Raw genomic sequence first — 19,433 nt, 5'->3', positions numbered from 1 at the left:
GGCGCAGCGGTCACGCGTGCCGGCCTCGAGCCTAGCCCGCCGCCTCGTCAAACTGCGTGCTCGCCTCGAGCCATTGCTCCTCCGCGCGCGCCAGCGCGTCGGCCGCATTGGCGCGTGCTTTCGACAGTTGCGCGGCCTGCTTGGGATCGCGGGTGAAGATGTCGGGCAGCGCCAGTGCTGTGTCGATCTTGGTGATGATCTCGCTGACGCGGGCGATCTCGGACTCGGCTTCCGCGATGCGTTTCTTCAGCGGGCCGCGGTTGTCCGACTTCGGACGCTGCGGCTTCTCGCCAGCGGCGCTGCGCTCGCGCGGGGCGGGCTCGCCATTGCGCGCGGACAGCACCAGACGGCGGTATTCGTCGAGGTCGCCGTCGTAATTGGTCACAGTGCGGTCGGCGACGATCCAGAGCCGGTCGGCGCAGGCCTCGATCAGATAGCGATCATGCGAGACCATGATGACGGCGCCGGGGAATTCGTTGATCGCCTCCGCAAGCGCGGCGCGGCTGTCGATGTCGAGATGGTTGGTCGGCTCGTCCAGGATGATCATGTTGGGGCCGAAGAAGGTCGCAAGTCCCAGCAAGAGCCGCGCCTTCTCGCCGCCCGACAATTTTCCAACCCTGGTGTCGGCCGCCTTGCCGGAAAAACCGATCGCGCCGGCGCGGGCGCGTACTTTCGCCTCCGGCGCTTCGCCCATCAGCTTGCGGACGTGGTCGTAGGCGGAGGCGTCCTCGTTCAGTTCGTCGAGCTGGTGCTGCGCGAAATAGGCGATCGACAGCTTGTCCGCGCGCGTCACCTTGCCCGAGAACGGCGCAAGGCGGCCGGCGAGCAGTTTTACAAGGGTCGATTTGCCGTTGCCGTTGGAGCCGAGCAGCGCAATGCGGTCGTCATTGTCGATGCGCAAGGTGACGCGGCCCAGCACCGGCGTTGCCGGATCGTAGCCGACCGCGGCGTTGTCGACGGCGATGATCGGCGGCGACAGGATCTTCTCGGGCGCGGGAAAGCTGATCTCGCGCACATCCTGGGTGACCAGCGCCGTGATCGGCTTCAGCCGCTCCAGCATTTTGACCCGCGATTGTGCCTGCCGGGCTTTCGAGGCCTTGGCCTTGAAGCGGTCGACGAAGGCTTGCAGGCGCGCGCGTTCGGCTTCCTGGCGCTTGACCTGCTTGGCATCGAGCATCTCGCGCGCGGCGCGCTGCTCCTCGAACGAGGAATAGGTGCCTTTGTAGAGCGTGAGCTTGCCGCGCTCCAGATGCAGGATCTGGTCGACCGAGCTTTCCAGCAGGTCGCGGTCATGGCTGATCACGATCACGGTGCGCGGATAATGCGCGAGGTGATCCTCGAGCCACAGCGTGCCTTCGAGGTCGAGATAGTTGGTGGGCTCGTCGAGCAGCAACAGGTCGGGAGCCGCGAACAGCGTTGCGGCAAGCGCAACGCGCATGCGCCAGCCGCCGGAGAATTCGGCGCAGGGGCGGAGCTGGTCGGTGGCGGAGAAGCCGAGGCCGGAAAGGATGGCTGCGGCCCGGCTCGGTGCCGAATGCGCGTCGATATCGACCAGCCGGGTCTGGATCTCGGCGATCCGGTGCGGATCGGTCGCGCTCTCGGCTTCGGTAAGCAGCGCGTCGCGTTCGAGGTCGGCCTTGAGCACGACCGAGATCAGGCTCTCAGGGCCGTTCGGGGCTTCCTGCGCGAGGCTGCCGACGCGCCATCGCGGCGGCAGCGTCACCGTGCCGTGCTCGGCCGCGAGCTCGCCGCGGATCACCTTGAACAGGGTCGATTTGCCGGTGCCGTTACGACCGACCATGCCGACGCGGGATCCGGGCGTGACCTGCACGGAACCCTGGTCAATCAGAAGGCGTCCGGCGAGGCGGATGGAGAGGTCGTTGATGGACAGCATGCGGCCTTGTCACCGCAGCCGGGATCAAACGCAACCCGTTTTTCCGTGTCCGCAAGCCGGCCCTTATCAAGCCAGCCCTTATCAAGTCAGTGCGGTTCGCGGTCGCGCTGCTTCAGCTCGTTGAGGAGTTGCTCAAGGTGCGTCGGGAGCCTGGCTTCGGGGCGCAAGCTCTGCTGGAGCCGTTCGGCCACGGCATCGGAGATCGCGCGGCTGGTGCGCCGGTCGATTTGTTCGCTGTCATTGGCAAAAGGACCAGCCATCGCAGGGTTCCGTGTTCTCAAAGAGAAGTGACACGGTATCAAGTCCTTGGCCCCCAAATGGTTTCGCCACTCGCAGAGATTGCCCGGCATTCTAGCGAAAATTGTATGAAGCCGCGCAATAACCCATCCGAATGCAAAGCCCCGGCGCAGGGGAACGCCGGGGCCTCGCTTGGAAGGTACCTTGGGGGGCTGAGGTACCCTTGGAAAGGTGCTGTCGGGCTCAGTAGCAGCGGTTGATCATCCGCCAGCGGGGTCCCCAGGGGGTCGGGACCAGCCGGCGCGCATAGCAACCGCCATAACCGTAGGAGACGGGGGCATAGAAGCGCGGTCCACCCCAGCGGTAGCCACCGCCGTGCCAGCCGCCGCCACCGTGCCAGCCCCAGCCGCCGCCATGCCAGTGAGCGGAAGCGCAGGTCGGCGCCAGCGCGGCACCCAGCGCGACCGCTGCGACAGCGGCAAGCGAAAGTTTCCTCAACATGGTGATCTCCTCAAACTTGCCGGCGCGGGGCTATCGCGCCGATGGAAAGGCCGCCGAAACGGTCTGCCTGATCATCAGGTTTCAGTTTCGATAGACCCGACCTTATGCCGGCGAAGCTGAACCGAATCCTGACGGGGGCTTCAGATTGGGTTCATCTGGGTGAAATTGTTGTAATCCATGCTGGAATCGGCAGCTCGCTCCTGCGGCGAAGCGCCAGTGAGACATTCCGGCGGTCGCTTGCCGTCCGGCGAAGGCGCCGATATAAGCCCGGCAACTCCGAACCACCGCATTCTTTCCAAGGACAAGATTATGGCCATCGAACGCACTTTCTCGATCATCAAGCCCGACGCCACCGCGCGTAACCTGACCGGTGCGGTTAACGCCGTGATCGAGAAGGCGGGCCTGCGCATCGTCGCGCAGAAGCGCATCCGCATGACCAAGGAGCAGGCCGAGACCTTCTATGCGGTCCACAAGGCGCGGCCTTTCTTCGGTGAGCTGGTGGAATTCATGACCTCGGGTCCCGTGGTGGTCCAGGTGCTGGAAGGCGAGGGCGCCGTCGCCAAGTATCGCGACGCGATGGGTGCGACCGATCCGTCCAAGGCGGCCGACGGCACCATCCGCAAGCTCTACGCAAAGTCGATCGGCGAGAACTCTGCGCACGGTTCGGATGCGCCGGAGACTGCCGCGATCGAAATCGCGCAGTTCTTCTCGGGCAATGAGATCGTCGGCTGATCCGTCACCCGATAGGTTAAAAAGACGCGGCGAAAGGACGTATTGTGAACTGGCTCTGGCAGATCTTCGATCCCGCTACGATCGGGGCATTCTTCACCCAGTTTCGCAACGAGATGGCCGAACCGACCTTCTGGGTTGCGGTCGGCAAGATCATCTGGATCAACATCCTTTTGTCCGGTGACAATGCGCTGGTGATCGCGCTCGCCTGCCGCGGCCTCAAGCCGCGGCACCGGCTCTGGGGCATGATCCTGGGTGCCGGCGCGGCGGTGCTGCTGCGGATCATCTTCACCGGCATCGTCGCGAGCCTGATGGAGCTGCCTTACCTCAAGCTCGTCGGCGGTCTCGCCCTGATCGTGATCGCGGCAAAGCTGCTGGTGCCGGAACAGGAGGACGAGGACGGCGTCGAGTCGGCCTCGCATCTGTGGCAGGCCGTGCAGATCGTCGTCGTTGCCGACATCGTCATGAGTCTGGACAACGTCATTGCGGTGGCCGCGGCCGCCAATGGCAGCGTGCCCTTGCTGGTGCTCGGTCTTGCCATCAGCGTGCCGCTGATCGTTGCCGGTGCGGCGCTGATCATGGCGCTGCTCGCAAAGCTGCCGGTTCTGGTGTGGGCCGGCGCGGCGCTGCTCGGCTGGATCGCGGGCGAGGTGATTGCGACCGATCCCGCCATCGCGCCGAGGCTGCACACGCTGTTCGACGGTCCGTTCGGCGCCTCGCTGGACAACATGCTCGGCGCCTTGCGCATCCCGCCGCAATTCGCCCATGGCGGCGGTGGCGGCGAATATCTGTGCGCAGCGCTCGGCGTCATCGTCGTGCTGGTCGTCGGCACCATCTGGCGCCGGCGCAGCCTGAGCGCGGCCGCGCTGGAGTCCTCCGAGCAGCACGCCAAGGTCTCGGCGGAGTAGATTTATCTTTTGGGCATGATCTTTTCGGAAAACCGTTTCACACTTTTCCGGATCACGCTTTAGCGCCGGATGATCGAGCCGGCGCGGTTGATCCGCCGGGCGAGCGCGCGGAAGCGGCTGCCGACGCGGTCCGCGACGAGATCGCCGAGGCGGTGCTCGAACACCAGCAACAGCTTGCGGCCCACGCTGCGGAAATGCGTCGCGGGCAGGACGCCCGGACGCGCCGCCGAGATCAGATGCGCGACGCGGAAGGCCGCGCCCAGCAGGCGGGCTCGTTCGAGCTGCGCCGGCGTCAGCAGCTCCTGCAGGGTGACGGGCGGCTGGTTCTCCTCGCTCAGGCCGGCATAGCGATAGAACACGGACAGGCCGACGAAGGCGCGCTCGGTGTGGGTGATCGCGCCGAAATTGCCGTGGACGACGAGGCTCAGCGTCTGCTCGCCGCGATGGTCGGGATGCACGCGCCAGCCGATGTCGGACAGCAGGCACGCGGCGTGGCGCAGGCGGCGATCCTCGCCGGTCTCGCGCAGCTTCACCACGCGCGCGAGGCGGTCGGTCCAGGCGATCAGCTCGCGGGCGTGCTTCGCCGAACGCGACAGCAGCTGATTCAGCTCCTCGGCCGCGCAAATCAGTCCGTCCTTGTTGCGTTCGGATTCCGGTAGCTTCTCGTGCAGCAGGCCCTCGCGCACGCCGAAGGTCGAGAACACGATGGTCTTCGGCTTCGCCACCCGGATGATGTGCTCGAGCACCAGTGCCGCATAGGTGAGGAGCGGGCGCCGGGCATCGGCGACGATCTCGATGTCGGCGAGCATGTCGACGGCCGCAAGCCGGCGGAGACGACGCGAAAAGTCGAGCGCCTCGGCGGCCGAAATCGAATAGCCGTGCATCACCTGGAGCGGATAGCCGCTCTGGATGATGTGGATGCGCGCAAGCGCGCGCCAGGTGCCGCCGACGGCGTAGAAGCTGCGGCCACTACCTGCCTTGAGCTGCGGCACCCCGTCGAGCGCCTCGCGCACGATGCGGTCGGCGCGTTTGAGCGATTTATGCGCGAGGTCCTGCAGCGCGAGGCCGCCGAGCGGCAACGTCACGCCGCTGCGCACGTTGTTCTTGCGCACGTCGATCAGTTCGAGCGAGCCGCCGCCAAGGTCGCCGACGATGCCGTCGGGGTGATGGATGCCGGAGATCACGCCAAGCGCCGACAGCCGCGCCTCGCGCGGGCCCGACAGGATCTCGATCTTCACGGCGCAGATGCGCTCGGCTTTGGCGATGAAGTCGGGGCCGTTGGAGGCATCGCGGCAGGCGGCGGTCGCAATCGCAAACACCCGTCCGACCTGCATCACCCGGCACAGCGCACGGAAGCGCTTGAGCGAGGTCAGCGCCTTGTCGACGGCGTCGGGCGCGAGCAGGCCGGTGCTCTGCACCTCGCGCCCGAGGCCGCACAGCGTCTTCTCGTTGAAGATCGGAATCAGGCTCCGCGTCAGTCCCTCGTACACGACGAGACGGACCGAGTTGGAGCCGATGTCGATGACCGCGACGCTCGAGCCGCGCTTGCGCGGCCGCTTCACGTCGAAGGTCCCGGATCAGGATTGGTGACGTTCATTACGGCGCGTGAGGCGGCGCGGCGAGGATTCCTTGAGCGACTTTCCACGGCCAGACAGACTCGGATTTGTCATGAAGTAGTTGTGGACGTTGAAAGGCTCCTCGCCCTTCGCGGTCTTCATACGCGTTGAGGACCCGTCCGGCAACAACTGCCAGCTCTGTTCGTTGTCCTTGAGATTCGCGACCATGATCTGTTCGAGAACCTGCTGATGCACCGTGGGATTCTGCAGTGGACACAGCACCTCGACGCGGCGGTCGAGGTTGCGCGGCATCATGTCGGCCGAGGAGATATACACAGCCGCTTTGGCGCTCGGCAGGCCCTGGCCCATGCCGAAGCAGTAGATTCGGCCGTGCTCCAGGAAGCGTCCGATGATCGACTTGACACGGATGTTCTCCGACAGGCCGGGAATGCCGGGCCGCAGGCAGCAGATGCCGCGTACCACGAGCTCGACCTGCACGCCGGCCTGTGAGGCCTCGTAGAGCGCGTCGATGATGTCGGGGTCGACCAGCGCGTTCATCTTCATCCAGACCGCACCGGGCCGGCCGTGCCGCGCATGCGCGGTCTCGCCCTGGATGTGCTCGATGATGCGCTTGCGCAAGGTCAGCGGCGATACCGCCATCTTTTCCAGATCGCTCGGCGCCGCATAGCCGGTAATGAAGTTGAACACGCGCGCAGCGTCGCGGCCGATGGTCGGATCCGAGGTGAAGTAGGAGAGGTCGGTGTAGATGCGCGCGGTCACCGGGTGGTAATTGCCGGTGCCGGTGTGGACGTAGGTCGTGAGGCTGCCGCCCTCGCGCCGCACCACCATCGACAGTTTCGCGTGCGTCTTCAGTTCGAGGAAGCCGTAGACGACCTGCACGCCGGCGCGCTCGAGGTCGCGCGCCCAGCGGATGTTGGCCTCTTCGTCGAAGCGCGCCTTCAGCTCGATCAGCGCGGTGACGGATTTGCCGGCTTCGGCGGCTTCCACGAGCGCCCGCACGATCGGCGAGTTGCTGGAGGTACGGTAGAGCGTCTGCTTGATGGCGACGACGTCGGGGTCGCGCGTCGCCTGCTGGAGAAACTGCACCACCACGTCGAAGGATTCGTAGGGGTGATGGACGACGAGGTCCTTCTGCCGGATCGCGGCGAAGATGTCGCCGCCGTGCTCGCGCACGCGCTCGGGATGGCGCGGCACGTAAGGGGTGAATTCGAGATCGGGCCGGTCGAGGCGAGTGAGCTGCGAGAGCTCGTTCATGGCCAGCACGCCATCGACCAGCAACACCTCGTCGTCGGCGGCCGACAGCGCATGCTGCACGAAGCTGCGCAGCTGCTCCGGCATCTTGGCGTCGATCTCGAGCCGGATCACCGACCCGCGACGGCGGCGCTTCAGCGCTGTCTCGAACAGGCGGACGAGATCCTCGGCCTCTTCCTCGATCTCGAGCTCGGAGTCGCGGATGATGCGGAAAGCGCCCTGGCCATGAAGATTGTAGCCGGGGAACAGGCGGTTGATGAACAGCGCGGTGGCCTGCTCCAGCGAGATCAGCCGGACGACCTTGCCGTCAGACGGCAGCCGAATGAAGCGGTCGATCTTGCCGGGCATGCGGATCAGCGCGTTCATCTGCTTGCCGTCGACGGCGCGCGTGAGCTGGAGCGCGATGGTGAAGCCGAGGCTCGGAATGAACGGGAAGGGGTGGGCCGGGTCGATCGCGAGCGGCGTCAGCAGCGGGAACACGTTGCTGAGGAAATAATCCTCGACCCAGGTTCGTTCCGCCTTGGTGACCTCCTTGCCCTCGACCAGCACGATGCCCTCGTCGGCCAGCGTGCCGCGCAGGTCGCGCCAGATCGCCTGCTGGTCGGAGGCAAGCTGCGAGACGGTCCGGTTGATGAGCGCGAGCTGCTCGGACGGCGTCAGGCCGTCGGGGCTACGCTCGGCAATGCCCTCGCGCACCTGGGCCTTGATACCGGCGACGCGGACCATGAAGAACTCGTCGAGGTTATTCGCTGAAATCGACAGGAATCGCACCCGCTCCAGCATGGGGTGGCTGGGATTGACCGATTCCTCCAGGACGCGCCGGTTGAAATGCAGCCATGAGAGCTCGCGATTGATGAACCGCTCGGGGCTCGATGCAATCGCCGGAAGGCTCTCGGCTTCTTGGGCTTTTTCTTTAACTTCAACAGCTTGCGCAGAGTCCATCAGAAGTCGGTCCATCCAGTTCGCCCACATTTGCGACTTATGCGCAAAACCGCCGGGAGCATGTGTTAGAGCGATGACGTTTCGATGACATTGATGTTCCGCAGCCCGGCCGCGTCAAGCCGCCTTGGTCAGACATCCCGGAGCAGCTCGGCGGCCAGGGCCCGCGTGACGGGGCGGCCGAGGCGCAGGGCCTCGCTGTCCAGCAGTTCCACGGCCTGCCGGGCGGCGGCCGAGGACCGCTCCAGGCGGGTGGCGAGGTAGCTGACCACGCTCTCGTCCACGGCGAGCTGGCGGTCGGCGCAGAATTTGACGATCAGGCCGCGGAACAGCTGGTCGTCAGGCGGCAGCAGCGAGATGACAGGCACGGCGCGCAGCCGCGAGCGCAGGTCGGGAAGCTCGATCTCGAGCGATGCCGGCACCTCGCGTCCGGTGAAGAGCACGTAGGCGCCATCCTCGCGGGCGAGGTTCATCAGATGGAACAGGGCGCGCTCGTCGAACTCCCTGGCCTTGAGATCCTCAACCACCAGCGCGCCGGTGACGAGCGTACCCGGGACGGCTTCGGCGGTCAGCCCATTGGCCGTGGTCGAGCGGGCGCCTGAAGCCTCGGCCCAGATCGCGGCGAGATGACTCTTGCCGCTCCCTTCCGGGCCGGCCAGCCACATGATCCGGTTCGGCCATTCCGGCCAGGCGTCGATGAGGGCGAGACCGGCGGTGTTGGCGGGGCCTTCGAGAAAATTGTCCCGGCTCAGGCTTTCCGCATGCGGAAGCGAAAACGCCAATTGTCGGGGATGAACGCGGCCTGGCACGCTTGCTTTGCTCCGTGCCGGCGTGCCGGCTTCGTTTGATGAGAGGCGACTTAATCGAGCGGGAGTTGGCCTTTTGCGGGGCCGCATCCCAACTCATTTGGCCTCGATCGTGCTACTTGGCCTCGATCGTGCTCATGTGCCGCAACCACTCGACGAGATAGAGCGACACGGAGGAGAGCGTGAACACCGTGACGAGGCCCATCAGGATTATATCATAAGGGGCGGGCTTGAAGCCGAAGGCGAGCGCCGCCAGCACCAGCGCCGCGAACGCCACCTGGGCCACAGTGTTGAGTTTGGATACCTTGGAGGGCTTCATCTCGACAGGGCGGTCGAACAGCCACGATACCATAACGGCGGCGACGATCATGATGTCGCGCGAGACCACCAGGATGACGATCCAGCGCGGAATCGCACCCCAGATGCCCAGGGCCATGTAGATCGAGACCAGCAGCGCCTTGTCGGCGAGCGGATCGAGCAGGGCGCCGAGCTCGCTCGTCATGTTGAAGCGCTTGGCGAGAAAGCCGTCCACGGCATCGCTGATACCGGCGATCAGGAAGACGGCGAACGCCACCTCCATTTGGCTCGACACGATGGCCCAGACGATGATCGGGACCAGCATGATGCGGCCCAGGGTAATGATATTCGGAATACTCACGCGGCGTTTCCCGGCACCCGGCCTGACCTCGAATTCGGCCCTTTGGAGGCTGAACCGGTTGATATCTCTACATAGTATACGGAGGGGCGCCATGCGAGCCATTGCGCGTCCCCGGAATTCGACGTAACCAGCCGCAAACCCACTGGAAATCGGGCATGACCGACCGCAAAAACGGCCTCACTTACGCCGATTCAGGCGTCGATATCGACGCGGGCAACCGCTTGGTCGACCTGATCAAGCCGATGGTGCGCGCCACCGCACGGCCCGGCGCCGACGCCGAAATCGGCGGATTCGGCGGCCTGTTCGACCTCAAGGCGGCCGGCTTCAAGGACCCCGTCCTGGTGGCCGCGACCGATGGCGTCGGCACCAAGGTCAAGATCGCGATCGAGACCGGCCTGCATAGCGGGATCGGCATCGACCTCGTCGCCATGAGCGTCAACGACCTCGTGGTGCAGGGCGCCGAGCCGCTGTTCTTCCTGGATTATTTCGCTTGCGGCAAGCTCGATCCGGAGGCGACCGCCTCGATCGTCGCCGGCGTCGCCGAAGGCTGCCGCGAATCCGGCTGTGCCCTGATCGGCGGCGAGACGGCCGAGATGCCCGGCCTCTACAAGGACGGCGATTACGACCTCGGCGGCTTTGCCGTCGGCGCCGCGGAGCGCGGTACGCTCTTGCCGCGCAAGGACATCGCCGCCGGCGATGCCGTGATCGGGCTCGCCTCGTCGGGCGTGCACTCCAACGGTTTCTCGCTGGTGCGCAAGATCGTGGAACAATCCGGCCTCGGCTTCGAGGCGCAGGCGCCGTTTGCGCCCGTCATGACGCTCGGCGGCGCGCTGCTGACGCCGACGCGGCTCTACGTCAAATCCTGCCTGCGCGCGATCCGCGAGACCGGAGCGGTGAAGGGGCTTGCCCACATCACCGGCGGCGGCTTCACCGACAACATTCCGCGCGTGCTGCCGAAGCATCTCGGCGTCGGTATCGATCTGGCGCGCCTGCCGGTGCTGCCGGTGTTCAAATGGCTGGCCGCGCAGGCCGGCATCGCCGAGCTCGAAATGCTGCGGACCTTCAATTGCGGGATCGGCATGATCGCGATCGTCGAGCCGGACAAGGTCGATCAGGTCGTGCAGGTCTTCACTGACGCCGGTGAGACCGTGGCGCAGCTCGGCACCGTGATCCCGGCCGAGGGCGAGCACCGCGTCGTCTATAACGGCCACCTCGACCTGGCGCTGTGATGAAGCGCCGCGTCGCCATCCTGATTTCCGGCCGCGGCTCCAACATGGCCGCGCTGATCAAGGGCGCGGCCGTACCGGATTTTCCGGCGGAGATTTCCCTGGTGATCTCGAACAAGGCCGATGCGCCGGGGCTGGAAAGGGCCAAAGCGAGCGGCGTGAAGACGCTGGTGATCGAAAGCAAGCCATTCGGCAAGGACCGCGCCGGCTTCGAGAAGGTGCTGCAAGCAGTGCTCGATCAGCATGGCATCGAGCTGATCTGTCTCGGCGGCTTCATGCGCTTGTTCACGGCCGAATTCACCAAGACCTGGTACGGGCGGATGCTCAATATCCATCCCTCGCTGCTGCCGTCCTTCCCCGGTCTCGACCCGCACGGCCAGGCCCTGCGCGCCGGTGTCAAAGTGTCTGGCGCGACGGTGCACTTCGTGATCCCCGAGACGGACGCCGGCCCAATCGTGATGCAGGGCGCGGTTCCCGTCAGCGATCACGACACGGCAGATACGCTGTCGGAGCGCATCCTCGAAGTCGAGCACCGCATCTATCCCGCAGCACTGCGCCTGATCGCCACCGGCAAGGTCCGGATCGAGGGCGATGTCTGCAAGACCGCGGGCGGCGGGCCGTCGGAGAACTTTCTGATAGCGCCGGTGGTGAATTGAAGCGCTGTCGCGTTTCGTCGTCACCAACAAAAACCCCCGGCGGAGCCGGGGGCAACGTCATGATCTCTCGCGCAGAATCGAGAGAAATCAGGAAACCTTGAGGTTCTCCGCGGATGCTTTGCCGCGGTTCTCCACGAGGTCGTATTCAACCACCTGGTTCTCGTTGAGGGTGGAAAGTCCGGCACGCTCGACGGCGGAGATGTGGACGAACACGTCCTTATCGCTGCCGTTCGGCTTGATGAACCCATAGCCCTTGGTCGGGTTGAACCATTTGACGGTGCCCTTTTGCGGCATCCTCAGTCTCCTCCGCTAGATACAAAAAAGACGCGGCCGCTTTTCGCGTGCCACGCCACAAACGGGCTTCCGGAAGTCTGTTCGAGTCTTGAATTTCAATGTCGCGAAACGCACAGCCGAGCGCCAATTCCGATTGTGTCCGATATTGCAACATGAAAATCGCGCGTTAGCAAGCCGCGCGCGGATTTCAAGATCGGGCCGGGCGCGTCGACATGCAATTTGCGACCTGTTGCCGCGGAACCACAATCGGGCGCAAACGCCGCGGTGATCACGTGCCAAACGGTTGACCCCCCGTGGCAGTTCAGCACAAATCGTCGCATGCGCCGCAGGCTGTGTTGCATTTTTGCGCGCCGCCATTTTGCTTTAGGATTGGGATCGTCATGTGCTGCACCTCGCAGCCCTCAAGGACACGGCAGACGATCGGGCTGGCGGGCGTCCGCCGGATCATAACGGCGATCGCGATGGCATTTGCGCTCGTCGTGATGATGTCGGCGGCGACGCCCGGCTTTGCGCAGAGCCCGACACCTTCTCCGTCGCCGACACCGACACCAACGCCAACGCCATCACCGACGCCGATTCCAATGCCAACGTCGACCAATTACGACCAGTCGGCCGGCAACAGCGCGCTCAATCTTGGCTCGAATTTCCTGGAGCGGCTCGGCAACCAGGCATCGGGCGGCGTCAACCGGGCGTTCCGGACCAATCCCGGCGGCGGCGGCGCGTCGGCGGGCACGGAGGATCCGCGCTACCGCACCTGGTTCGAGGGCTACGGCATCTCGGTCCGGACCGATGCGCAGGGCGACTTCGTCGGCGACAAGCGCAAGACGTTTGGCGGTGTCGCAGGCTTTGGCGCTCGGCTCGCGCCGGGTGTCAATATCGGCTTCTCCGTCGACCAGAGCCACACCGACATCGACGTGCCGCTCGCGCTTCAGTCCGCGACGCTGGACCTGACGCAACTCGGATTCAACGGCTCCATCGACAAGGGCCCATGGACCTGGGCCTTCGCGGTGGTGCACGGTTTCGGCAAGGTCCGTTCCAGCCGGGATACTGGCCTGGGCCTTGCGACCGCGGGTTATCGCGCCGCAGTCGACGGCGCGCTGACCGAGATCAGCTATTACTGGACCAAGGACCAGATGCGCATCGTGCCCAAGGGCGCGCTGGAATATGTCCGCGCCACCAGCGTTGCGTTCCAGGAGGCCGGCGGCCTCGATCCCCTCAATGTCGGCTCGACAGCGCTCTCGCGCGCGCGCGTCATGATCGGGGCCGAGATCGGGCGCTACTTCATCTTCGACCAGAAGATCCTGGACCTGTCCGCCTACGGCAAGTTCGTCGACAATTTCTATCAGGACCTGGGATCGGTGCAGGTGAGCCTCGGGACCCAGAGCATCGTCGTCCCCGGCCTCGGCGAGAGCCGCTACGGCATGGATGCCGGCGCCTCGGCCTCGCTCAGCCTGACCAATACCGCGCGGCTCTACGTCAATTACGACGGCAAGTTCCGCAACGAGCTGACGTCGCACCAGGGCACGGTCGGCTTCGAATATCGGTGGTGAGGCGAAGCCTGCCCGCGTCCGCCCAGAGCAGGATCCGGAAAAGTGCGAAGCGGTTTTCCGAGAAGATCATGCTCAAGCTTTAAGTCGGCATTGCCGCGACATATCCCGTCAATCCAAAGCCCTCGCGCACGGCCGTCATCATCGGCACCAGCGCGTTCGGGTGGATGAACTCGTCGCGGAAACAGGGATAGGTCTTGGCATCGAAGATTTTCTTCAGCCAGTCGACCACGATCTTGTGGCGCTCGGAGGTGCGAAACTCCTTGTGGTAGGTCAGCCAGAGATCGGCGTGGTGGCTGACGCCGAGATCGACGGCAACGAGCGGGGCGCCAAGCGCGATCGAGACCGTCGGCAGGAACCCGATGCCGGCGCCGCGTTCCACTGCATAGAGCACGCCGACCGAGGAATTGGTCTTGATCCCGACGATGCCCTCGAGCGACTTCAGCCCGAGCACGCGGGCATAGGCGCCGTCGTCGACCTGCGGCGCGCTCTGCTTGATGATGCGGTGGTTCTTCAGCTCAGCCAGGCTCGCCGGTACGCCGTAGAGGTTTTCGTACTCCTTGGAGACGAAGGGATAGATGTGCAGCCGGCCGAGCTTGGCGACGATCAGATCGGGATTGGTCGGCGGCTCGAGCTGGATCGCGATATCGGATTCGAGCCGTGCGACGTCGGCCTGCTCCATCGCGCAGCGCAGGTCGACGGTGATCTTGCGATAGGTCTTCTGGAAGTCGATCAGTCGCGGCAGGATCCAGAAATTGCCGGGGCCTTCCGTCACCGCGACGCGCACGGTGCCCGACGTATCGCTCGACGATCGCGAGGCGCGCCGGAAGACGTTGAAGGCATGGCGCTCCATATGCGCGACGTCGGCGATCATCGCGCTGCCTTCGTCGCTGAGCGTGAGCCCGCTCTGGTCGCGCAGGAACAGCTTGCAGCCGATGCTCTCTTCGAGCCGGTCGATCCTGCGCATCAGGGTGGTCGAGGTGAGCCCGAGCTCCTCGGCGGCGTTGCGGAAGCTTTTATATTTTGCGCAAGCTAAAAACAGTTTCAAATCGTCCCAGGACGCATCCAGGGCTTCTTCACGGTGCTGCATCATCGCAGCACCCCGGTGCAATAACTGCTGCATACTCCTGATCCCCAGCCGCTAAACTCTTCGCGATAGCGGGGCACGAAAGTCGCAGACGATAGAGGGGGGATATCGGTATGGAAAGGGGTTCGTTTGCCGCAAGGCATGATTTCGACGCGCTGCCGCTCGGCCCGGATGTCGATGTTCGTTGTGCTCAATTTTCCGAAATCTCCGCGCTTTCGCAGATGGCGCATCGGCTGGTGCCGGGCGTTCGGATCGGGACGGCGGAGCTTGCAAAATACTTCACCTTCGATCCCGAGAGCATCCTGACTTTCAGCCGGAAGGGCAACCTCGTCGGCGGCATGGCCTTCCTGTTTCTCAACGACCGCGGGCACGATGCGCTGCTGCTCGACGAGATCTGCCTTACCGCGCCGGAGACGCGCCATCTCGCCTCTGCGAAGGAGGACGTTGCTGCCATCTACATCTGGGCGATCGCGGCGACGGGGCGCGGCGTCGCCGGTCTCGGCAAGGCCGCGGCTCATCTGAGACAGCTAAGATTTCGCAACGCGGATTGCTATGCGCAGCCATCAACCGTGGCCGGACGCGACATCATGAAGGCGACCGGATTCGAGCCTGTTCCAAGCTTCCAACCCGATCTCTGGTGCTACGAGCGCCCCTGGCATCGGCAGCCGATGCGCATGCCGGGCGCGATCATCCAAGCAAGGAGTTTTGCAGATGCACGGTACTAGGATTCCTCTCGCGAAGCCCGACTCCCGCGCCATCACCATTCGTCTCGCGCGCGATCTCAGCGACCTCATGCTGGTCACCGCCATTCGCTCCGCGGTCTATCTCGCCGAGCAGGATTGTCCGTTCGAGGAGGAGTTCGACGGCAACGACATGGTCGCCGCGCATTTCATCGGCTACGTCGGCAACGAGCCCGCGGGCTGTCTGCGGGTGCGGTTCTTCGGCGATTTCGCCAAGGTGGAACGGCTCGCGGTACGGCATCAATATCGGCGCTCGCGCGTCTCGTTCAAGCTGGTGCAGGCGAGCGTCGACTATGTGAAGCGCAAGGGCTTTCGCAAGATCTACGGCCAGGCGCAGGACCGGCTGGTCGATTTCTGGGCCCATTTCGGCGCCAAGCCGCTCGGCCACAACCGCAAGATCACCTTCTCCGACTTTTCCTACACGGAGATGCTGCTCGAGATCGAACCGGGCCCGGATGCCATCACGCTGGACAGCGATCCCTACGTGATCATCCGACCAGAGGGCGATTGGGACCGGCCGGGCGTGCTCGACGCCTCGGCAGGACGGGCCGTGACGTCGCCGCTGCGGGACGTCGCGCTCGCTGACCGTTGAAACTGGTGCAGCTGCGCGCAAAACCATGCTGGTTTCCATCACTGACGATCCGCCGATCCTGGTCTGCGCGGATCTCCAGGTCGAATATCTGACCCCAGGACGTCGCCACGTCATCCTCGACGGCGAGGTTGCCACGGCGCGCTGCCTGGAACTGCTGACGCTGTGGCGCGACAATCTCTGGCCGGTGATGCATCTGAAGCGCATCGCGCAGGCGGCCTGGTTCAATCCGGCATCCAGGCTGACCGATTGGATCGCGGAGGCGAAGCCGCGGCCGGGAGAAATGACGTTCGAGCACCCACTGCCGTCGGCCTACAGTTCGTCGCGGTTTGTGGACTACATGTCCAATATCCGCAATGTCCGTTGCGTGCTCGCAGGCTTTTCCCTGGATGAAACCATCATGGCGACCGCCGTCGACGGGTTTCACCGCAGCCATCGCTACCAGGTGGCGGCCGACGCCGTGGCCTGCCGGCAGCCGGGGACAGGCGATGCCGCCGCCTACAAGCATGCGGTAGTGAACGTGATCGGGAATTTTGCTACAATCCAAACCAGCGCCGAACTGATCAGAATCAGCGGCGCCGTTGCGGTGTAGGCGGCCGCGATCGGCGGATGGAGCGGGACATTGTCACGGGGAGATCAGCTCAAGGAGCTGGCAAGCGACCTGTCGCATGCCGCCGAGGCGGCGCGCCGTCTTGGTCTGCCCACGACGGTGTATCTGCTCTCGATGGCGCTGGTGGAGGTGCGGGAAGCCGCTGCCGCCGATAGCGATGGGGATGACGACGGCGCGGCGTGAGAGCTGCCCAATGTGCGGCTTTGTGCAACGCTGCTGAGCGCTTGCTGCCGACGAATTGGCGTTGCAAGTTTTGCGTTGCCGCAATAGCCAAGTGTTGTCGCAATTGCCAAGTGATGACGCTGGCCGCGCCGGCGACGTGACGCTTTCAAGGATCCCGCAAATGTCCATGTTGCCCAATTCGCAAGAGGCCCGGGATGTGGCCTACCAGCTCCATCCCTACACCAACGCGCGCGCCCATCAGCAGGCCGGTCCCTTGGTGATCGAACGCGGCGAGGGCCCTTACGTGTTCGACGCGTCGGGCAAGCGCTATTTCGAGGCGATGGCAGGTCTGTGGAGCGTCGGGCTCGGCTTCAACGAGAAGCGGCTGGTCGAGGCCGCGCACAAGCAGATGCTGGCGTTGCCGTTCTACCACACGTTCTCCGCCAAATCGCACGGGCCCTCGATCGATCTCGCCGAGAAGCTGGTCGCGCTCGCACCGGTGTCGATGAGCAAGGTGTTCTTCACCAACTCCGGCTCGGAGGCCAACGACACCGTTCTGAAGCTGATCGCCTATCGTTCCAACGCGCTTGGTCAGCCACAGCGCAAGAAGGTGATCAGCCGGATGCGCGCCTATCACGGCGTCACCATCGCGTCCGCCAGCCTCACCGGCCTGCCGAACAACCACCGCTCGTTCGACCTGCCGCTGCCGAACATCCTGCACACGGGCTCGCCGCATTTCTACAAGGACGGCGCGCCCGGCGAGAGCGAGGAAGCGTTCGCGACGCGGCGGGCCGAGGAGCTCGACGCGCTGATCCAGAAGGAGGGCCCGGACACGATCGCGGCCTTCTTCGGCGAGCCGGTGATGGGGGCGGGCGGCGTCATCGTGCCGCCGGCGACCTATTGGGACAAGATCCAGAAGGTCCTGAACAAGTACGACATCCTGCTGGTCGCCGACGAGGTGATCTGTGGCTTTGGCCGCACCGGCAAGATGTTCGGTTGCGAGACCTATGGCATCAAGCCTGACGCGATCGTGGTCTCCAAGCAGATCACCTCGAGCTATTTCCCGCTGTCGGCGATCCTTCTGAACGACCGCATGTTCGAGCCGATCGCGGACGAGAGCAACAAGATCGGCGTGCTCGGCCACGGCTTCACCGCCGGCGGCCATCCGGTCGGTTCGGCGATTGCGCTGGAGAACCTGAAAATCATCGAGGAGCGCGGCCTGGTCGCGCATGCCGCCGAGCTCGGCGCCTACATGCAAGGCAAGCTGCGCGAGCTCACCAGCCATCCGCTGGTCGGCGAGGTCCGCGGCGTCGGCATGATCGCAGCGATCGAGCTGGTGCTCGACAAGGGACGCAAGACCGCAGCGGCAACGCCGGGCGCCGTCGGCGGCATGGCCAGCCGCATGCTGCAGGAGCGCGGCGTGATCTCGCGCAACATGCTGGATGCCATCGCCATCTGCCCGCCGCTGATCGTCACCAAGGCCCAGATCGACGAGCTGGTCGCGGCGATATCAGGCGTGCTGGATGACATGAAGGGCGAAGCGGCGAAGCTGACACCGGCGTAAGGGGCGGCGCTTCATCGTGAGCGGAGTGCTTTATCACACCCTCGGTGTCGTCCTGGCGAAGGCCAGGACCCATACCGTGTGATCTATCGAGAAGGGTGGTAGCAGTACCGAACGAGGAGTTTTCGCCAAACTGCTCCCTGTGGTAATGGGTCCTGGCCTTCGCCAGGACGACGTCGGGGAGGCATCGGGGCTATTCCGCCCGCTGAACCCCGATGACGCGGCCTTTCTCGATCGCCAGCGCTAGCTCGCCGCGCTTGAGCTTCAAGGCTGCGTCGCCGAACAGCTCGCGGCGCCAACCGCGCAGGGCGGGCACGTCGGCCTCGTCGTCGGCTGCGATCTCTTCGAGATCGTCGACGGTGGCGATCACCTTGCTTGCGACCGCATGGCGCTCCGCGGTCATGCGCAGCAGCACCTTCAACAGCTCCACGATCGCGGCGCCATTGTTATTGTTGCGCGGTTTTTCCAGCTTCGGCAGCGTGGCGTGATCCCGCGCCAGCCCGCGCTCGACCGCGGCGACGATGTCCGCTCCCCATTTGGATTTCTCAAAACCCTTCGGCACGGAGCGCAGGTTTGCGAGCTTCTCGATCGTGTTCGGCGCGTGGGTCGCGATGTCGCTGATCGCTTCGTCGCGCAGCACGCGGCCGCGCGGCACGTCGCGGCTCTGCGCCTCCTGCTCGCGCCAGGCGGCAACCTCCATCAGGACCGCGAGGTCCTTGGGCTTGCGCACCCGCGTCTTGAGCCGTTCCCAGGCCCGCTCGGGATGGAAGTCGTAGGTCTTGGGCGAGGTCAGGACCTCCATCTCGATCGAGACCCACTCGCTGCGGCGGCGCTTCTTGAGGTCGGCATCGAGGGCTGCGAACACGTCGCGCAAATGCGTGACGTCGGACACCGCGTAGTGCATCTGCTCCTTGGTCAGCGGCCGGCGCGACCAGTCGGTGAAGCGGTGGGTCTTGTCCGGGCGGTGGCCCGTGACCTTCTCGACCAGCGCGTCATAGGCGATGCTGTCGCCGTAGCCGAGCACCATGGCCGCGACCTGGGTGTCGAACACCGGGTGCGGAATGATGTTGGCCTGGTGCCAGATGATCTCGATGTCCTGGCGGGCGGCGTGGAAGACCTTCAGCACGCCCTCGTTGCCCATCAGCTCGAAGAACGGCTTGAGGTCGATGCCGTCGGCGAGGGTGTCGATAACGATCGCTTCCTCGGCGCTGGCCATCTGCACCACGCACAGCAGCGGGTAGTAGGTGGTCTCGCGCAGGAACTCGGTATCGACGGTAATGACGGGGTGCTTGGCCAGCCGGCTGCAGGCAGCCGCAAGGTCAGCGGTGGTGGTAATCAAATCCATGAACGGCCCATGACACGTACATCAGCCGTTCTGCCGAAAGCGCAGTGATGTCAAGGGGCTCGATGCGAATTCGAGCCTTGCATTTGGGCCGGAATCGCATTTTCCGACGAAAATCC

At 64.7% G+C, this 19,433-nt stretch carries 20 protein-coding genes; 10 read left to right on the top strand and 10 right to left on the bottom strand.

Annotated elements, in window-relative coordinates; all coding sequences use genetic code 11:
* Positions 1 to 31: 31 nt before the first annotated feature.
* From QCM77_RS24695 to QCM77_RS24685, 3 genes are all read right to left on the bottom strand, one after another.
* Positions 32 to 1,894, bottom strand: a complete 1,863-nt coding sequence (locus QCM77_RS24695) for an ABC-F family ATP-binding cassette domain-containing protein (protein WP_279666061.1) — start codon at positions 1,892 to 1,894, stop codon at positions 32 to 34.
* A gap of 86 nt (positions 1,895 to 1,980) precedes the next feature.
* A complete protein-coding gene (locus QCM77_RS24690; RefSeq protein WP_279666060.1) occupies positions 1,981 to 2,154 on the bottom strand; it encodes a hypothetical protein in 174 nt (57 codons plus the stop codon).
* Positions 2,155 to 2,374: 220 nt separating this feature from the next.
* Positions 2,375 to 2,632, bottom strand: a complete 258-nt coding sequence (locus QCM77_RS24685; protein WP_279666059.1) for a sulfur globule protein precursor — start codon at positions 2,630 to 2,632, stop codon at positions 2,375 to 2,377.
* Positions 2,633 to 2,941: 309 nt separating this feature from the next.
* Here QCM77_RS24685 and ndk point away from each other — a divergent pair, with 309 nt between their 5' ends.
* Together ndk and QCM77_RS24675 are read left to right on the top strand one after the other, a co-directional pair.
* Positions 2,942 to 3,364 (top strand): nucleoside-diphosphate kinase, encoded by a 423-nt coding sequence (gene ndk / locus QCM77_RS24680; protein ID WP_106943663.1) that lies wholly within the window; start codon positions 2,942 to 2,944, stop codon positions 3,362 to 3,364.
* A gap of 44 nt (positions 3,365 to 3,408) precedes the next feature.
* Positions 3,409 to 4,269, top strand: coding sequence for a TerC family protein (locus QCM77_RS24675; protein WP_279666058.1), 861 nt, complete (start codon positions 3,409 to 3,411; stop codon positions 4,267 to 4,269).
* A 59-nt stretch (positions 4,270 to 4,328) separates the two neighbouring features.
* Here the strand turns inward: QCM77_RS24675 and ppx are convergent, their stop codons facing one another.
* From ppx to QCM77_RS24655, 4 genes are all read right to left on the bottom strand, one after another.
* Positions 4,329 to 5,831 carry an exopolyphosphatase gene (ppx, locus tag QCM77_RS24670; protein WP_279666057.1) on the bottom strand — a complete coding sequence of 501 codons (1,503 nt, stop codon included), beginning with the start codon at positions 5,829 to 5,831 and terminating at the stop codon, positions 4,329 to 4,331.
* Between the two features lie 15 nt (positions 5,832 to 5,846).
* Positions 5,847 to 8,039: an RNA degradosome polyphosphate kinase gene (locus QCM77_RS24665; RefSeq protein WP_279666093.1), complete on the bottom strand. Its 2,193-nt coding sequence runs from the start codon at positions 8,037 to 8,039 to the stop codon at positions 5,847 to 5,849.
* Between the two features lie 128 nt (positions 8,040 to 8,167).
* Positions 8,168 to 8,845: a P-loop NTPase family protein gene (locus tag QCM77_RS24660; RefSeq protein ID WP_279666056.1), complete on the bottom strand. Its 678-nt coding sequence runs from the start codon at positions 8,843 to 8,845 to the stop codon at positions 8,168 to 8,170.
* Between the two features lie 112 nt (positions 8,846 to 8,957).
* Positions 8,958 to 9,500: a CDP-alcohol phosphatidyltransferase family protein gene (locus QCM77_RS24655; RefSeq protein ID WP_279666055.1), complete on the bottom strand. Its 543-nt coding sequence runs from the start codon at positions 9,498 to 9,500 to the stop codon at positions 8,958 to 8,960.
* A gap of 155 nt (positions 9,501 to 9,655) precedes the next feature.
* On the opposite strand from QCM77_RS24655, the gene purM reads away from it, so the two are divergent.
* Together purM and purN are read left to right on the top strand one after the other, a co-directional pair.
* Positions 9,656 to 10,729, top strand: a complete 1,074-nt coding sequence (gene purM / locus QCM77_RS24650; protein ID WP_279666054.1) for a phosphoribosylformylglycinamidine cyclo-ligase — start codon at positions 9,656 to 9,658, stop codon at positions 10,727 to 10,729.
* Positions 10,729 to 11,382 carry a phosphoribosylglycinamide formyltransferase gene (gene purN, locus QCM77_RS24645; RefSeq protein WP_279666053.1) on the top strand — a complete coding sequence of 218 codons (654 nt, stop codon included), beginning with the start codon at positions 10,729 to 10,731 and terminating at the stop codon, positions 11,380 to 11,382. Before purM ends, purN begins: the two co-directional genes overlap by 1 nt.
* 87 nt (positions 11,383 to 11,469) lie before the next feature.
* Here the strand turns inward: purN and QCM77_RS24640 are convergent, their stop codons facing one another.
* Positions 11,470 to 11,676, bottom strand: a complete 207-nt coding sequence (locus QCM77_RS24640; protein WP_007591938.1) for a cold-shock protein — start codon at positions 11,674 to 11,676, stop codon at positions 11,470 to 11,472.
* 380 nt (positions 11,677 to 12,056) lie between these two features.
* Here QCM77_RS24640 and QCM77_RS24635 point away from each other — a divergent pair, with 380 nt between their 5' ends.
* Positions 12,057 to 13,226, top strand: coding sequence for an autotransporter outer membrane beta-barrel domain-containing protein (locus tag QCM77_RS24635; protein ID WP_279666049.1), 1,170 nt, complete (start codon positions 12,057 to 12,059; stop codon positions 13,224 to 13,226).
* A 79-nt stretch (positions 13,227 to 13,305) separates the two neighbouring features.
* Here the strand turns inward: QCM77_RS24635 and QCM77_RS24630 are convergent, their stop codons facing one another.
* Complete coding sequence (locus QCM77_RS24630; protein ID WP_279666048.1) at positions 13,306 to 14,346, bottom strand: LysR family transcriptional regulator; 1,041 nt, start codon at positions 14,344 to 14,346, stop codon at positions 13,306 to 13,308.
* Between the two features lie 77 nt (positions 14,347 to 14,423).
* Here QCM77_RS24630 and QCM77_RS24625 point away from each other — a divergent pair, with 77 nt between their 5' ends.
* From QCM77_RS24625 to QCM77_RS24605, 5 genes are all read left to right on the top strand, one after another.
* Positions 14,424 to 15,035 (top strand): hypothetical protein, encoded by a 612-nt coding sequence (locus QCM77_RS24625; RefSeq protein ID WP_279666047.1) that lies wholly within the window; start codon positions 14,424 to 14,426, stop codon positions 15,033 to 15,035.
* A complete protein-coding gene (locus QCM77_RS24620) occupies positions 15,022 to 15,642 on the top strand; it encodes a GNAT family N-acetyltransferase (protein ID WP_279666046.1) in 621 nt (206 codons plus the stop codon). Before QCM77_RS24625 ends, QCM77_RS24620 begins: the two co-directional genes overlap by 14 nt.
* A gap of 25 nt (positions 15,643 to 15,667) precedes the next feature.
* Entirely contained in the window at positions 15,668 to 16,231 is a 564-nt protein-coding gene (locus tag QCM77_RS24615; RefSeq protein ID WP_279685252.1) for an isochorismatase family protein, read from the top strand.
* 30 nt (positions 16,232 to 16,261) lie between these two features.
* Entirely contained in the window at positions 16,262 to 16,432 is a 171-nt protein-coding gene (locus tag QCM77_RS24610) for a hypothetical protein (RefSeq protein WP_279666044.1), read from the top strand.
* A 160-nt stretch (positions 16,433 to 16,592) separates the two neighbouring features.
* Positions 16,593 to 17,975, top strand: a complete 1,383-nt coding sequence (locus QCM77_RS24605; RefSeq protein ID WP_279666043.1) for an aspartate aminotransferase family protein — start codon at positions 16,593 to 16,595, stop codon at positions 17,973 to 17,975.
* 190 nt (positions 17,976 to 18,165) lie between these two features.
* Here the strand turns inward: QCM77_RS24605 and rnd are convergent, their stop codons facing one another.
* On the bottom strand, positions 18,166 to 19,317 hold the full coding sequence (gene rnd / locus QCM77_RS24600; RefSeq protein ID WP_279666042.1) for a ribonuclease D: 1,152 nt from the start codon (positions 19,315 to 19,317) through the stop codon (positions 18,166 to 18,168).
* Between the last annotated feature and the right edge of the window lie 116 nt (positions 19,318 to 19,433).

It is taken from the genome of Bradyrhizobium nivariense (assembly GCF_029846695.2).
GTDB lineage: Bacteria > Pseudomonadota > Alphaproteobacteria > Rhizobiales > Xanthobacteraceae > Bradyrhizobium.
Note: the sequence above shows the minus strand (reverse complement) of the source record. Positions and strands in the feature narration are given on the sequence as shown.